Origin of the sequence: Mucilaginibacter mali (assembly GCF_013283875.1) — a bacterium.
GTDB lineage: Bacteria > Bacteroidota > Bacteroidia > Sphingobacteriales > Sphingobacteriaceae > Mucilaginibacter > Mucilaginibacter mali.
On record NZ_CP054139.1, the window covers coordinates 2,797,351 to 2,813,081 of the forward strand.

Consider the following 15,731-nt stretch of genomic DNA (forward strand, 5'->3'; position numbering starts at 1 on the left):
AGTTTAAAACCATTGAAACTGATATATTTGTGCCTGCAAAAACTATGACCAATACTGCGGGGGTAAAATTTTCGGGGGTACGATATGTATTGCACGCGGTGCTGTTTTTAACCGGCCTGTTTGCCGGTAGCGGTATGTCGCAAGCCCAGTCTGTCAGCTATAATCCTTCCCAGCTTACTTTTACCGCGCATCAAACAACTACGCCAATACTGCCCGCTACAGGCGCAGGTATAACGGCTCCAGGCTATGGCATGGTGAGTACCTTTGCCGGCAGCGGTGTGGCAGGCAAGGCCGATGCTACAGGCACATCGGCAACTTTCCGCACGCCCATGCATGTGGGGGTTGATAGTTACGGAAATGTATACGTTACCGATATGGGCAACAACATCATCCGCAAGATCACCACCGATGGCGTTGTCAGCACCTTTGTGGGCGGGGGGGCCACTCATGCCGATGGTATTCATACCTCATCAGGTTTTGTAAATCCCAACGGACTTGTTGTTGACAAGGGCGGTAATTTATTTATCAGTGAAGATAATTACATCCGTAAGGTTACCGCCAATGCCTGGGTAAGTACCATTGCAGGCGGCGCGGCGGGCGGATTTGTAGATAACAATACAGGCACGGTAGCACGTTTCAACTCACCGGCGGGGCTTGCACTAGATGCAGCCGGTAATATTTATGTGGTTGATAACGGCAACAACGCCATCAGGAAAGTTACACAGGCCGGCGCGGTAAGTACTCTGGCGGGCAAAGCAGCATCAGGCAATAGCAATGGTAACGGTACTGCCGCCCAATTTTGGTACCCTTCTGATATAGCCACCGATGCCGGCGGCAATATGTATGTAGCCGACCGCCAGAACAACCTGATCAGGAAGATCACGCCATCGGGCGATGTAACCACCTATGCCGGGCAGGCGGGCGTGGCATCCAGCAACAACGGACCTGTTGCCTTGGCTACCTTCAACGCGCCATCGGGCATTTGTGTTGACGGCGGTGATATTTATGTTACCGAACAGGGCAGCCATTTGATCCGCAAGATCAACACGGCAACCGGGACGGTTATTACTATAGCCGGCACAGGCACACCGGGCAGTACCGATGGCCAGGGTACTTCGGCAAAGTTTAATTTACCGATAGGTATTGCCTCCGATGGTCTCGGGCATTTATTCGTTGCCGATGTTAGCAATAATAAGATCAGGAAGATCATCATCGCGCCCTACAGCATAGATAAACCATTGCCCGATGGCCTTACTTTCGATACCAACACGGGGCAGATCAGTGGCACGCCGGTAAACTCTTTCCCTGCTACCGATTATACGGTTACCGCGTTTAGCGCCTCCGGAACAGCCACAACAACCATCCGTGTTACCGTAAACGCCGCGCCGCTGCCGCCCAACGTTGATGCGCCTGATATCGCCTATACCCCTGCCAAACGCAGCTATACTATTAACACGGCTATTACCGTCGCCACGCCACATAACCAGGGAGGTGCAGTCCCCCCTGCCAGTTACGGACAAGTTACAACTTTTGCGGGTACCGGTGCCTACGGTGCTGCAAACGGAACCGGTACGACGGCCAGCTTTAATGGTCCTGCCGGCATGACGCTGGATGCCGACGGTAATATCATTTTAGCCGAAGCAGCCTCGGGCATCATCAGGAAGATCACACCCGACGCGGTAGTTACTACAGTGGCGGGCGCGCAAGGCAACGGAAGCGGAGACGGCCCTGTCGCCAGCGCCAAATTCTTATTTACGGATGCAGTGGTTACGGATGCCGCCAACAATATTTATGTAGCCGACAGGGGCAATAGCCTTATCCGCAAGATAACGCCCGATGGTATTGTAAGTACTATTTCGGGCAGTGGTTACCAGTTTGAGACTGATGGTAACGGCACGCACGCTTCATACGATACGCCTTCATCTATTGTTATTAATAAGCAAGGCGTGATATACATTGGCGACCGCATCACCATACGTAAATTAATGCCCGATGGTACGGTTACTACCTTAGCAGGTAAAAATTCGGGCAATGCCGATGGTACTGGCATAGCCGCCAGTTTTAAAGGCCAGTTACATATTGCTATGGACAACAACGGCGACCTATACGCTACCGACCCGGGTAACAGTTCTATCCGTAAAATAACGGCTGCAGGCGTGGTTACTACCATGGTGCTAAAGCCAGTTACGATAAACGGCATCACCCCATCACTTTCGCAGCCGTTTGGTATCGCTATCGATGCTAATGATGTGATCTACGTATCAGACAAGGCCACCAATACCATCTATAAGATCTTAAAAGACGGCACCTTTACCTTTTTGGCAGGCAGCACCGCTGGCAAGGCCGATGGTATTGGCAGCAATGCCAGTTTTAGCCAGCCGCTTTACCTGTTAGCCGATAACAGGGGCAACCTGTTTGTTTCCGACCAAACGTACGACCTGATCCGCAAGATCAACCTGAGTGGTTACACCATCAACAAAACCCTGCCCGATGGTTTGGTTTTTGACACCGCGACAGGTACGATCAGCGGAACGCCAACGGTCAAATCACCACTAACAGATTATACCGTTACCGCCGTAAATGCCAGCGGCAGCAGCAGTACGGTGATCAGTATAGAGGTGAATGATGTAGTAGTAACGCCGCCACCCTCAACCCCAACGGTGTTACCGCCGGTCATCACCTATAAATCGCCGGTAACTTATTACCCGGGCTATAAAATAAATGATCTGATACCGTCAAATACAAGCGGCGGCACAGTACCAAATATCCCTTATGGTAAAACAACTACCATAAATATACCCGGCGGTTATACAGTTACCCGCGGTATATCCACTGATGCCGCAGGAAACATCTACTTTACCGATTACAATAAATATCAAATAATTAAAGTAGCCGCGTCCGACGGCTCGTTAAGTGTTTTTGCAGGCGATACCAATGCTTCGCCCGAAACTAAGGATGGTACAGGAACAGCCGCGCATTTTTACTTCCCTTTATATTTATGTACCGATGCCGTAGGGAATATATACGAAACGGAATCGAACCTTATCCGCAAAATAAATATCTCTACCGGGCAGGTAACAACTATTACCGGCGCAGCCACAACAGGTAATATAAACGGAATACTGGCTAACGCCCGGTTTAACAGCCCGCAGGGCATTGATGCAGATGCCGACGGGAACACTATCTACGTAGCCGACAACCAAAACAACCAGGTACGAAAGATAGATCTGCTGACGGGTACGGTTAGTACACTTAATACATCTGGCGAAAGCCTGCAAACACCTGTTGGCGTAGCTTATGACGCCACGACGGGTAATGTATACGTAAGTCAACTTAATGGTATCATAAAAAAAATAACAGCCGCAGGTGCGGTTAGTACTTTTGCAGGCAGCAGCATAAATGGCAAAGCCGACGGGCAAGGAACAACGGCCAGCTTTAGCGGCAACCTTGGCGCTATAGTGGCCGACCAATTAGGCAACCTGTACGTAACCGACGCCGGCAATAACCTTGTGCGTAAAATCACCCCGGGCGGTTTGGTAAGCACGCTTGCAGGCAGCACGCAAGGCAGCAATGATGGCGTGGGCTCCGGGGCGCAATTTTATAATCCGTATGGAATTACATCAGACAGGAACGGCTTTGTTTATATTACCGATAACAATAATTACCTCATCCGTAAAATATCAACCTATGGCTATGCCATTGACAAAGCCTTGCCTGCAGGTTTAAATTTTGATGCATCTACCGGCACCATCAGCGGGATACCTGCTGCTGTTACCCCCGGCGCCGATTATACCGTAACTGCTTATAATGGCGGCGGGCAGAGCAGTTTTCCAATCCATATAACTGTAGCGCCTGTGCCGCAACCGCCGGCTACGCCAAGGCCCATCATCAGCTACACTACGCCAAACACCTATTACAAAGGCGTACAAATGGCCGATCTGAAACCCAGTCTTTCGGGCGGCGCTGTACCTGCAACCCTTTATGGCGATGTTACCACCATAACAGATCCTAACAATATTGCGGGAAGCACTTTTAACAGTGCAGTAAGCCTTGCTGTTGATTATAATAACAATATTTACGCGGTTGATAACGGCTCCAGTCAGGTGAAAAAGATAACCCGAAATTCGGCTACTCCGCCTTATACTTATACTATTACGCCCCTTACTATTGCTTTAAACCGGCCAACTGCTGTGGCTACCGATGCTATTGGTAATATTTACATTGCCGACCAAAACGGCACGCTGATCAGGCGCCTTGACGCGGATGGTACCGTTAGCGTATACGCAGGAACGACAACAGCCGGGCGACAGGATGGCCCGGCCTTATCGGCCCAGTTTGCGTTGATTACCGGCATGGCGGCCGACAATGCCGGTAACCTGTACGTAGCCGACCAGGCCAATAACAGTATTCGCCTGGTAACACAAGCGGGACAGGTGAGCACACTTGCAGGGCAGCTAACCGCCGGTAAGACTGACGCCCCCGGCCCTGCGGCAAAATTTAATAAGCCAACTAATATCACCATCGGCCCCGATGGCAATTTATATGTAGCCGATTATGGCAATAATATGGTCAGGATGATAAAAATAAAGCCGCAGGCCGATGTGACCAAATATGTTGGCGATGTTGGCGGTAGCACCGGCAATGCCGACGGTCAATACCCTGTGGCTACATTTCATGGTTTATATGGCGTTGCGATGGACCCGACCAGTAACATTTACATTGGCGATGAGGGGAATTATACCCAGCGCCGTGCCGGCGATAATACCCAAACCGTATCGGTTATTGCCGGGAATAATGTAGCTGGAACCGATGATGGGCTGTACACCGTGGCCCGCTTTTCGCAACCGGGCAGCATGGTGCTGGATTACCTTGGCAACTTGATCATGACCGATAAGGACCGGATACGAAATACCCTTGTAACAGGTTATACCATCAGCGGCGGTTCGGGCAAATTACCGCCGGGCATAAATTTTGATCCTAAAACCGGAATATTTAGCGGTAAGCCGACCGAACTATGGGATCCAACGGATTACACCATCACTGCCTACAATGCCGGGGGCAGCAGTACCGAATTTGTGGTGAACATACGTGTGGTGAATGCTGAATTTACTTTTCCACCAATACCGCCAAAAACAATTTGCGACATTGGCAAGATAATCGATCCCGGCGCGGTAACCGTCCGCGGAACAATAAGTTATACCAGTAGCGACCCAAGCATAGCACAAATTACGGCCGACAACAAAGTACTGATTAAAAATATAGGTACTGTAGATATTTATGCATATAACGGCATTGATGCGCCTATAAAGCAGACACTAATTATTACGAAACCGGTTTTATCGGTTACCATTTCAAAAATCAATAGTAATACCTGCGAAACCGATGAAATTGTTTACCAGGCAAGCGTACAAAACCTGGGGACAGAAACCGCTTTTTACAAATGGACAGTTGGGAACGTCGATTTGAACAATAATAATTATGAATTACGTACCTCCGCATTAAAAAATGGCGATCTGTTGACATGTACGGTTACCAGTTGCCTTGGTACAAAATCAAATACTATCACGGTAAACCTTAGCCCTATACAAACAGCCACCGTAACCATACAATCATCTGTTGGTGCCGGTATTTGCCCGGGTACGCCTGTAACTTTTACAGCCACCACTAATTATATTATCGATATTCCCCAATATCAATGGAAATTAAATGGTAAGGCCGTAGGTAATAACAGCGATAACTTTACCTCATCGGCTTTGGGCAATGGTGATCAGCTTACCTGCACAGTTACAACAACTACAAAATGCCTCAGCAGTACTACCGTTGCATCAATGCCGTATACGGTTGTTGTGCTTGATGAAAGCGCCTGTGTCATCAAAGTCCCCAATACCTTTACGCCTAACGGGGATGGTATTAATGATACCTGGAAATTTAGCCTGCCCGGCGCGGTGACATTTAACATTACATCGGTTAGGGTTTACAGCCGGGCCGGTATGTTAGTGTATCAATCAAACGATTACAGCAAGCCATGGGACGGCACCATGAACGGGCAACAATTACCAGCGGCAACCTACTATTACATTATCGAATCGGACGACCGGAAGAAGATCAGCGGCAGCGTTACCATCATCAGGTAAGGTTATTAAAACCACATTCGCCACAAGTCTGTATTATTAATATCATGAAGATCTACCAGCAAACCATACAACTGCGCGAACGCCGCCGGGGTTTCCACCTTATTACTAACGAGGTTGTGCATGCCCTGCCCGAAATTGCCGGGATACAAACCGGCATCTGCCAGGTGTTTATACAGCATACCTCGGCATCGCTCACCATAAACGAGAACGCCGATCCTACCGTGCGCCAGGATTTTGAAATGTATTTTAATAAAGTCGTCCCCGAGAACGACCCCGATTACCGCCACGACGACGAAGGCCCCGACGATATGCCCGCGCACCTTAAAGCCGCTATGCTGGGCAGTTCGGTAACCATCCCCATCGCCGGCGGGCGATTGGCTTTAGGCATGTGGCAGGGTATTTACCTGTGCGAGCACCGTAATTATGGCGGCGGGCGTAAACTGGTGGTAACGGCCTGGGGTGTTTAATGTTGGTGGCAAGTTAACCACAAAGGCCGCAAAGAAAGGAATCACAAAGAACGCAAAGGATTTAAACTAATAATACTTTCACCCTGTGTTCTTTGTGCAAATCTTTGTGCTCTTTGTGGTTAATTCCTCAACGGCTAAATTTCAGCTTAAGATTTTTGTTACACCTGGTTAACCTTTGCAATGGTTTATTATCTTCGCCACGCGTTATATATGAATAAGTTCATCCAGCTATACCCCTGCTTCTTGTTACTCGTCAGCATGCTGTTTATCGGTGCCTGTAGTCAGCCAGCCCCAAAACAGGCCGTAAAGCAAAAGCCGCAGGCATCGTTTAAAAAAGTTTGGGGTGTGGAATATACCGAGGTTCGACGCTACTTCAACACCGGCTATTCGTTTAACGAGAAAGGGTACGAGCTGGATCCTAACTGGCGTTTCAGTTTCCCGTCGGATGATTCGGTGCGAATCTATAACCCCAAGCGCAAAATGTTTGTGATAGCCCCGGTTACCTTCGATCATGATTCGGTTTTCAACATTGCCTGGGCCTATATGCGTTTAAAAATGCTGACGCGTGACAGCCTGATCTTCCAGGTGCTGCACGTAAGCGGCAAAGTGATAGATAACGAGGGTTCATCGGTTTACCTCACCGCCTATTCTAACGATTACATTAAAAACGTGCTGCACAAAAACCCGCTGGATATGCAGGTGTTTACCCGCAAGGATACGCTGTTTATCAAACGCAAGGTGGCCGAGGCTACGGCCGATCATCACAAAGCTTTTGCCGCCCGTAAAATGGCCGAATTGAAAAGCATATCACCAATGGTAAAGGTGGAGCAGGTGATAAACGACGACCGTGCCGACACCGACAACGACGGCCCGCCGATAGACTACCTATCGCCCGAATACAATATCACCATCAGCAAGGCATACGACGATTTCAGCTATTACTTCACCATTTATGTGGATGAAAGGGGCGGGATGGAATTCGGTAAATCAATGGTACCGCTGGAACCTGAGTTTGCCCAATCCTACCCGCGCATTATGAAAGGGTTAGTGGCCGGCTACCTGAAAGCCTACCTGAAGGTTAAACCCGGCACCACGCTTGGCATTCCTCACACCAGCGAGGTGATCGTTAACGTAAAAGGCACAAAATAAGCCGACGGGCCATGTTGGTTTATACTATCCTGCCGCAAACCAATGTGCGTATTGTGGTGCAAGGCATAACAGATAACTGGATACCGGTAAGCGCTGTAACCGGGTACGAGGTGAAATAAATTCAAAACACTATCCCCCTCTTCTAAATCCAAATAATTCGGATAGCTTTGTGTTATCTACTGATATCTCTTTTATGCTTTTTACCAAAGATTTTAAACTCGGTGTAGGTTCTGAAATTGGCGCGTTGCGCGCATTATTGATACATAGTCCGGATAGCGGATTGGGCAAAGTGGTACCCAGCAAGGCGCAGGACTGGCTGTTTGAAGACATTGTGCACCTGGATACCATGCGCAAAAACGAGTACGATCATTACGTAAAATTGCTCATGTACTTCCTTGATCCGGGCAAGATAAAAGGCAAGCTGGAGGATATCAACTCGCGCGCGGCCGACCGGGCATTTTTTAAACCCGATAACCCCGGCTTTCACGCATCAACCAAAGTAATTGAGCTACAAACCCTGCTGGCCGATATTTTGGAGGATACCGCTATCTGCGAAAAACTGGTGGCATCGGTATGCGCCATAGAGGGCTGCAACTATCGCCTGCAGCAAAAACTGGTGGCTACCCCGCCTGTCGAACTGGCCAAGATCTTTATTTCAGGCGCGATAACCGATGACGAGATGATCTTCGCCCCTATCCCTAACCTTATTTTTTCAAGGGATATCGGCATTGTGATCAATCAACATATTCTGATCAATAAGCCAGCTAAAAAAGCCCGCTCGCGTGAGACTTTGCTGGTACGATACATCTTTTTTAACCACCTGTTGTTTGCCGCCTACCGTGATAACATACTGGAGATCCCCGAAACCGTACAGCACTTTCTGCGCCCGGGCGAGGATAATGAAGGAAAGACTACCCTTGAAGGTGGCGATGTGATGGTGGTGGCACCCAATCATGTCATCATCGGTTGCAGCGAGCGTACATCCGTAAGCGGCGCTAACGAGGCTATAAAGCTTTTGTTTGATAACAGGGTGGTGAGCAAAGTAACCATCGTAAAGATCCCGCACAAACGCGATTATATGCACATAGATACCGTTTTTACCCAGGTAAAGCGCAATATGTGGGTGCTGTTAGGTTCGCTGGGGCGAATGGAAATTGATGTGGAAACGGCAGAACCTATAGCCTGGTTCGGCGATAAAAAATCGAAGGACAGGACAGAGATACTACAGTTTGAAGCGGGTAAACCGGAACCAAAACCATTTAGCTGCATCGAGGACCTGCTGAACGATATCAGTCAAAACGACTTAGGCAGTACCGAGCCTACCAGGTTTATCTATTCGGGCGATAATGTTTTCCCATACGATTCGCGCGAGCAGTGGACAGACTCCTGCAACCTGCTGGCCCTTAACGAGGGCATTGTACTGGGTTACGACCGCAACACCAAAACCGTAGAAGCTTTTAAAAAGAACGGTTTCAAAGTAATAAAAGTAACCGACCTGCTCCAAAAATTTGAGCGTGATGAACTTGACCCTAAAACCATGAAAGATACACTGGTTTTGATGCCATCGGCCGAGCTTTCGCGGGCACGTGGCGGCTTCCATTGTATGAGTATGCCGGTTTTAAGGGATGGGGTTTAGGGTTAGTGATTAGAGGTTAGTGATTAAGATTAGGGGAAGCAGAAAAATCAAACCCGACATGATGCCAAATGAGCGGGTTAAAACTTTTACTCCATTTAGTAGTTGTAATAAATTAATTAAAAACAATTACTCATGAAAAAGATAACCAGCTTGTTATTGGCATCGATGTTTTGCATCGGCCTGACATTTGCCCAAACAAAAACCGAAGTTGTAAAAAACGAAACCAAGACCAAAAAAACCAGCACCCTCCCACAAAAGGTGCATAATGTATTCAGTAAAAAGAAAAAATACAGCGGCACTAAAACCAAGCATGTGGTAAAAACCGCTAAGGTTAAAACCAACCCGTAAATCAATTTTAAGTCCCGGGAATAATTGCCCTTAACCCTGCGTCTGGCAATCGTTCCCGGGATTTTTTATGCTTTATTTTGTAATTTTGGGTATCTGCTTATCAAAAACCAACTGCTATGTCAGCCACCCAATCATCCAAAGCCGAAAAATTTCGCGCCCTGCATCAACGCGATGGCATATTTGTGATCCCTAATCCATGGGATGCCGGTTCGGCTAAAATGCTGGAGGGCCTGGGTTTCGAAGCGCTGGCTACTACCAGTGCCGGGTTAGCCTACTCGCTGGCCAAAACCGATGGCGATGGTATGGTAACCCGTAAAGAAACATTGGAAAATGCCCGGCTGATCTGTTCGGCAACCGACTTACCTGTAGCTGCCGACCTGGAAAATGGTTACGGCGATTTGCCTGAAACCTGTGCGGAAACGATATTGATGGCAGCCGGGGTGGGCCTTGTAGGCGGTTCGATAGAAGATGCCACCGGTCGCGCCGATGACCCTATTTACGATTTCGACCTGTCGGTAGCCCGTATAAAAGCCGCGGTTGCGGCCGCCCGTAGTTTGCCATTCCCTTTTATGCTGGCTGCCCGTGCCGAAAATCTTATCCGCGGCAGGTACGATCTGCCCGATACCATCCGCCGACTTAAAGCCTACGCTGAAGCCGGTGCCGATGTACTTTTTGCCCCCGGCCTAAAAACCCGCGAAGAAATTGAAGAAGTAGTTAAGGCCGTAGCCCCCAAGCCGGTGAACGTGGTTGTAGGTTTGGGTAGTTCTGCCCTGTCGGTTAATGATATGGCCGCGCTGGGTGTAAAACGTATCAGCCTGGGGTCGGCACTGGCGCGTGCGGCTTATGGCGGTTTCATTAATGCAGCTAAGGAAATTAAAGAACGTGGCACATTCGGCTTTACCGCCGATACGATATCGTATGCGGAGATAGCGAAGTTTTTTAAATAAACTCGTCATACTGAACTTGTTTCAGCATCCCATACGCAAAGTCTTTATCATGCACGTGGGGTCCCGAAATAAATTCGGGATGACGGGCTGATTTATTTAAATTAGCGCCCGCCATGAACAAACTATCCGCGCTATTCCTGTTCTTTACCTGCATCATATCATTCAACAGCCATGCGCTGCAAACCGTAACTCCCCTACAGGATATCCGCCGGGAATGTCGCCGTTTGCTGCTATCAGATACAGCCTATGCTACCGAGCAAAGCTTCCGGTTGACTGATGATGTAAAATACAACTCAGATGCCGCGGGTTACTTTAAAAGCCTGACGACCGATGGTAACTGGAAGGATCTGAACTACACCAACGATAGCCCCAGCGCGTGGCCACCTGCATGGCATATGTACCGCATTATGCTGCTTTGCCGCGAGTGGAATAAAACACAAAACCCGCAGCAACTGGCTGCCATTCACCGGGCGCTGGCTTATTTCATCAAAAACGATTTTAAATGCAGCAACTGGTGGCAAAACCAGATCAATATCCCCTACACCTATAGCAGCGTTATGCTGATGCTGGATAAAGAAACCAATACCGCTGAAATAGCCTACCTCAACAACGTTCAGGTAGTACGCGAACAGCAGCAGAAAAACCCAACCGGCCAAAACAAGATCTGGCAAAAGGATATCGAGGCCCGCATAGCCCTGTTGCACGATGACCAGTCGGCTTTTACAGCGGCCATCAACAGCATGCAATCGGTGATCACCAAATCAACAGCAGAAGGGATACAGCCCGATAACTCCTTTCAGCAGCATGGCGCTATGTTGCAATTTGGCAATTACGGCCTGCACTTTGTAAACAGCCTTTTATTTTGGATAAAGCTGACCGCCAACACCTCCTACGCTTTTGACAAGGATAAACAGCAGATCATTTTTGATTACTGCGCTAACGGCCTGCGCTGGACTATATACAAAGGCGCTATGGATATTACTGCCGTCGGCAGGCAATTACGCCCTAACTTTACCGCTAAGCGCGGCGCTAATTTGTACGATGATTTTAACCTCATTAAATCATTCGATAATAATCTCTGTAATTATTTCTTAGATGGCATAGGTCCGGCATCAACCTGTACCCTGGCCGGTAACAAAGGCTTTTGGCGCAGCGATTATATGGTGCAGTTGCAATCGGGCCAGTACATGATGAGTGTGAAAACCCACGGGCCGTTTGTAAAGCGCGTGGAATCTATCAACGGAGAAAACCTGAAAGGCGCTTATCTGAACGATGGTGTTACCATCATCCAAAAAAATGGCAACGAATACAAAAACATAGCCCCCCTTTGGCGATGGAACATGCTGCCAGGCACCACTACCGACACCACTATGGAGGTTACCGATGCCAAAGTAACGGCCAGCAAAAATGAATCGGCCTTTGTAGGCCAGGTTAGCGATGGCACTATCGGCGCCAGCGCTATGATCTATAGCCGCTTGGGCGTAACCGCTTATAAGAGTTACTTCTTTATCAATGATATGATGGTGGCCCTCGGCGCGGGGATCACCGCGCCAAATAAGGCCAGTGTAGTAACTACGGTTAACCAGCGCTATTACAACTTTAAAACCGGCAAACATTTAAAAGGCGAAAACTGGGTTTGGCACGAGGGTACCGGCTATTTCTTCCCCGATCGTACCACCGAGTTAAAAACCGTTATCCAAAAACGCAAAGCCGATTGGGGCAGTATCGATAAGGCATCCACAGGTATCATGGCTGCCGATTCGGTGATCACCTGGTATATCGGGCATAACAATTCGGATAAGTACGTGTACATGGTGAAGCCTAACTTTGGCGTGGTTGATACGCGTAAACTGGCTTATCACCTCCCGGTTAAGGTTATTGCCAACAGTACCTCAGCGCAGGCGGTACAATCGGGTAATACTATCATCGCTGTATTTTATAAACCCGGGGTGGTGTACCTAAGCGAATCGCAACGCATCCAAACAGATCAGCCTTGCATGCTTATCTGTAAAACCGGGACCGGTAGTAGCGAAATTTGGGCATCAGATCCATCGCGAAAGCTGCAAATGCTGAATATCATTATTAATAAAAAAGCCATTCCGGTACAATTGCCGCAGGGCGATATGCTGGGTTCGGTAATAAAGGTGTTATAAAGACGCTTTTGTAAAAAAGTGTTAAATAAACCTGCTTGTTTTACGTTATTGGCTTTATAACGCTATATTGAGCCATTCATTTTGTGTTTTAAATTAACTGATGAGTTACAAGAAATTTCTACCCCTCTTCGTCGCGCTGATCTGTATTTGCTGTTCCGTTTTCGCGCAGCGCGATACTGTAAGTTTAAATACCATCATTGCCAAATCGGTAAAATTTGTTAACGATTACCCCATCGAGAAGGTGTACGTACATTTTGATAAGCCCTACTATGCCGCAGGCGATACAGTTTGGCTAAAGGCTTACACCACTACCGACCTGCACGTACCCAGCACACTGAGCAAAATTGTTTATGTAGACGTTTATAACGACCAGGATTCGCTGATGGCATCCATAAAAATGCCCTTGGTAAATGGTGTGGCCCCGGGGATGATCCCCCTGCCTGCCGAAGGCTACAAGCAAGGCAATTACCGCCTGCGCGCCTATACCAACTGGATGCTGAATTTTGACGGATCATACCTGTTTACCAAAGTGCTGACCATAGGTAACCCTATTGATAAAGACGTACTGACAACTGTTTCATTCGGTCATACTGCCGGGGCGCAACCAGGTACCACAGTCCGTATTTTTTATAAAGACCCGAACGGCAAACCGCTGGCCAATCAAAAAATAAGCTGGCGCACAGAAGCCAGTCATGACGAAACCGGCAAAGGCCGCGGCACAACCGATGCCAACGGTTATTTAACCATCAGCCTGCCCCCTACACCATCTATTACTTTAAGCAGTTCTACCCTGTTTACCACTATGGAGCTGGGCACCAAGAACGTAACCAACATTTTCCCGCTTAAATCGGCCGCGCCGGGTAAGGATGTGCAGTTTTTCCCCGAGGGTGGGCAATTGATCGCCGGTGTACCAGGTAAAGTAGCGGTAAAAGCCATTAAAGCAGATGGTTTGGGTGTTAATTTAAAAGGCACGGTAGTGGATAATGCCGGGCAAACGGTATGTACCCTATCGGCCGACCATATAGGTATGGGCGCCTTTGCTATGCAGCCCGAGGCTGGCAAAAGCTACAAAGCCAATATTACCTTTGCCGATGGCACAACCGGCAGCTACGATCTGCCTCGCGTACAAGCCAGCGGTATCACCCTCATGATAGCCAACGCAGATGCCGATAATCTGACCATCAGGATATTATCCAGCGAATCATTCTTCCAGGCCAATCAAAACAAAAACTTTTCGATAGTTGCCCAGCAGGGCGGCTTTATAAAATATGCCGCGCAAACCAGGTTAGAAAAACAGGTTTACAGCGCCATTGTACCTAAAACAAAATTCCAATCGGGCACATTGCAAATTACGCTGTTCGGCCCAACCGGATCGCCCATTAGCGAACGTATGGTATTTATACAAAAGGCCGATCTGCTTAACCTGGCCATTAACACCGATAAGCCGCAGTACCTGCACCGTCAGCCTGTAAAAATGACTATCGCTGCCAAAAACGGCGCTTTGCCTGCCGAGGCCAGTTTGTCGGTATCGGTGGTTGACGAAGGTAAAGTGCCTGTTGATGAGGATGCCGAAACGACCATTTTAACCAGCCTGTTGCTGACATCGGACTTACGGGGTTATATTGAAAAGCCAAACTATTACTTCAAAAAGCCTGACGAAAAAACCATTGCCGACCTGGATATCCTGATGCTGACACAGGGCTACCGCCGCTTCTCGTTCAGGGATGTGATGGCGGGCCGCAACCCTAAAATATTGGTAATGCCCGAAACCGGTATAGATATTACCGGTACCCTGCGTAATCGTACCGGCTTACCTATTTTTAAAGGGATCGTACGGTTAATGATGGCCGACAGAACGGCATCTCTGCAGGCTACTACCAATGCCGACGGGCAATTTAAATTTGCCAACGTGATGGTGAACGACTCTACAAAAATCACCATTACTGCCCGCGATAATCCCGGCTATACCAACCTGATGCTGATGGTTGACGGACAAACCTACCCCGCCCCATCGCGCATTACCACTCTGCCCGATGAACGTTTGAATATCGATAGCGCCATGCGCCCATATTTAGAGAACAGCAAAAGGGTTTATAACAATACGCACCAGTTAAAAGAGGTTGTGGTTAAAGCAGCTGTAGCCCCCAAAAGGCCCGGCCACCTTGAGCATGGCGCCTTAACCGGTCTTAGTCCAGAACCCGACCACCTGATTGATGGCGAGCGATTTAAAGGCTGTACCTTTTTTGTAAGCTGCCTGCAAAGCATGGCACTGGGACTTACCTATGTTGATAATATCTTTTACGTTACCCGCGATTATAATGCAGGCATTAAAAAACCGATGGAGGTTTATATGGATGGCTTGCAGGTGGATATGAATTACCTGCAGGGCGTGGTTGCCTCCGAGGTGGAATCGGTAGAGATATTTTTTAAGGATGGTATGAGTGGCATTAACCAGCGCGATGGTACAAACGGCGTACTGGTTATTAACAAAAAGAAGGCGCCAAAAGGTCAAAAAGTTAGCCTGGCCGATCTGCAAAAACTGTTGCCGAACCCATACCAGGTAGAAATGGTACCACGCGGGTATACCGTAGTAAAGGAATTTTATGCCCCGAAATATGATGTTGCAAAGCCAAATGCCGGTGGCGTAGATCTGCGCAGCACTATTTACTGGAATCCGAAGGTCACTACTGATAAGATAACCGGCGCGGCCACCGTGCAATTTAATAACGCCGATGGTACCGGCACCTACCGGGCCATTGTTGAGGGCATGGATGCCGCGGGGAATATCGGGCGATATGTTTACCGGTACAAAGTACAATAAGTTAAACAAAAACGGGGGGCAAATTGCCCCCTGTTTTGTTTAATTACCACATTATTAACGCTTGGTTTATTTGATA

General features: G+C 48.4%; 8 protein-coding genes. All 8 read left to right on the forward strand.

Features of this window, described 5'->3' with window-relative positions; translation table 11 throughout:
- Positions 1-44: 44 nt before the first annotated feature.
- The 8 genes from HQ865_RS11795 to HQ865_RS11830 all read left to right on the forward strand — a co-directional run bounded on the left by HQ865_RS11795 (position 45) and on the right by HQ865_RS11830 (position 15,655).
- Positions 45-6,134, forward strand: a complete 6,090-nt coding sequence (locus tag HQ865_RS11795; RefSeq protein ID WP_173415084.1) for a putative Ig domain-containing protein — start codon at positions 45-47, stop codon at positions 6,132-6,134.
- Positions 6,135-6,178: 44 nt separating this feature from the next.
- Positions 6,179-6,601, forward strand: a complete 423-nt coding sequence (locus tag HQ865_RS11800; RefSeq protein ID WP_173415085.1) for a secondary thiamine-phosphate synthase enzyme YjbQ — start codon at positions 6,179-6,181, stop codon at positions 6,599-6,601.
- 210 nt (positions 6,602-6,811) lie between these two features.
- Positions 6,812-7,750 carry a hypothetical protein gene (locus HQ865_RS11805; protein ID WP_173415086.1) on the forward strand — a complete coding sequence of 313 codons (939 nt, stop codon included), beginning with the start codon at positions 6,812-6,814 and terminating at the stop codon, positions 7,748-7,750.
- Positions 7,751-7,943: 193 nt separating this feature from the next.
- Positions 7,944-9,386 carry an arginine deiminase family protein gene (locus tag HQ865_RS11810; RefSeq protein WP_173415087.1) on the forward strand — a complete coding sequence of 481 codons (1,443 nt, stop codon included), beginning with the start codon at positions 7,944-7,946 and terminating at the stop codon, positions 9,384-9,386.
- A gap of 132 nt (positions 9,387-9,518) precedes the next feature.
- The gene (locus HQ865_RS11815) at positions 9,519-9,734 is read left to right on the forward strand and encodes a hypothetical protein (RefSeq protein WP_173415088.1); all 216 of its coding nucleotides are present in this window, start codon (positions 9,519-9,521) and stop codon (positions 9,732-9,734) included.
- Positions 9,735-9,850: 116 nt separating this feature from the next.
- Entirely contained in the window at positions 9,851-10,681 is an 831-nt protein-coding gene (locus HQ865_RS11820; protein ID WP_173415089.1) for an isocitrate lyase/PEP mutase family protein, read from the forward strand.
- 113 nt (positions 10,682-10,794) lie between these two features.
- Entirely contained in the window at positions 10,795-12,834 is a 2,040-nt protein-coding gene (locus tag HQ865_RS11825) for a polysaccharide lyase family 8 super-sandwich domain-containing protein (RefSeq protein ID WP_173415090.1), read from the forward strand.
- 100 nt (positions 12,835-12,934) lie between these two features.
- A complete protein-coding gene (locus tag HQ865_RS11830) occupies positions 12,935-15,655 on the forward strand; it encodes a carboxypeptidase regulatory-like domain-containing protein (RefSeq protein ID WP_173415091.1) in 2,721 nt (906 codons plus the stop codon).
- The last annotated feature ends 76 nt before the right edge of the window (positions 15,656-15,731 follow it).

Bases quoted from the DNA above. Each gene is read 5' to 3' on its own strand.
- HQ865_RS11815 (WP_173415088.1), top strand. From the start codon at position 9,519: ATGAAAAAGATAACCAGCTTGTTATTGGCATCGATGTTTTGCATCGGC.
- HQ865_RS11830 (WP_173415091.1), top strand. From the start codon at position 12,935: ATGAGTTACAAGAAATTTCTACCCCTCTTCGTCGCGCTGATCTGTATT.
- HQ865_RS11795 (WP_173415084.1), top strand. From the start codon at position 45: ATGACCAATACTGCGGGGGTAAAATTTTCGGGGGTACGATATGTATTG.
- HQ865_RS11820 (WP_173415089.1), top strand. From the start codon at position 9,851: ATGTCAGCCACCCAATCATCCAAAGCCGAAAAATTTCGCGCCCTGCAT.
- HQ865_RS11800 (WP_173415085.1), top strand. From the start codon at position 6,179: ATGAAGATCTACCAGCAAACCATACAACTGCGCGAACGCCGCCGGGGT.
- HQ865_RS11805 (WP_173415086.1), top strand. From the start codon at position 6,812: ATGAATAAGTTCATCCAGCTATACCCCTGCTTCTTGTTACTCGTCAGC.
- HQ865_RS11810 (WP_173415087.1), top strand. From the start codon at position 7,944: ATGCTTTTTACCAAAGATTTTAAACTCGGTGTAGGTTCTGAAATTGGC.
- HQ865_RS11825 (WP_173415090.1), top strand. From the start codon at position 10,795: ATGAACAAACTATCCGCGCTATTCCTGTTCTTTACCTGCATCATATCA.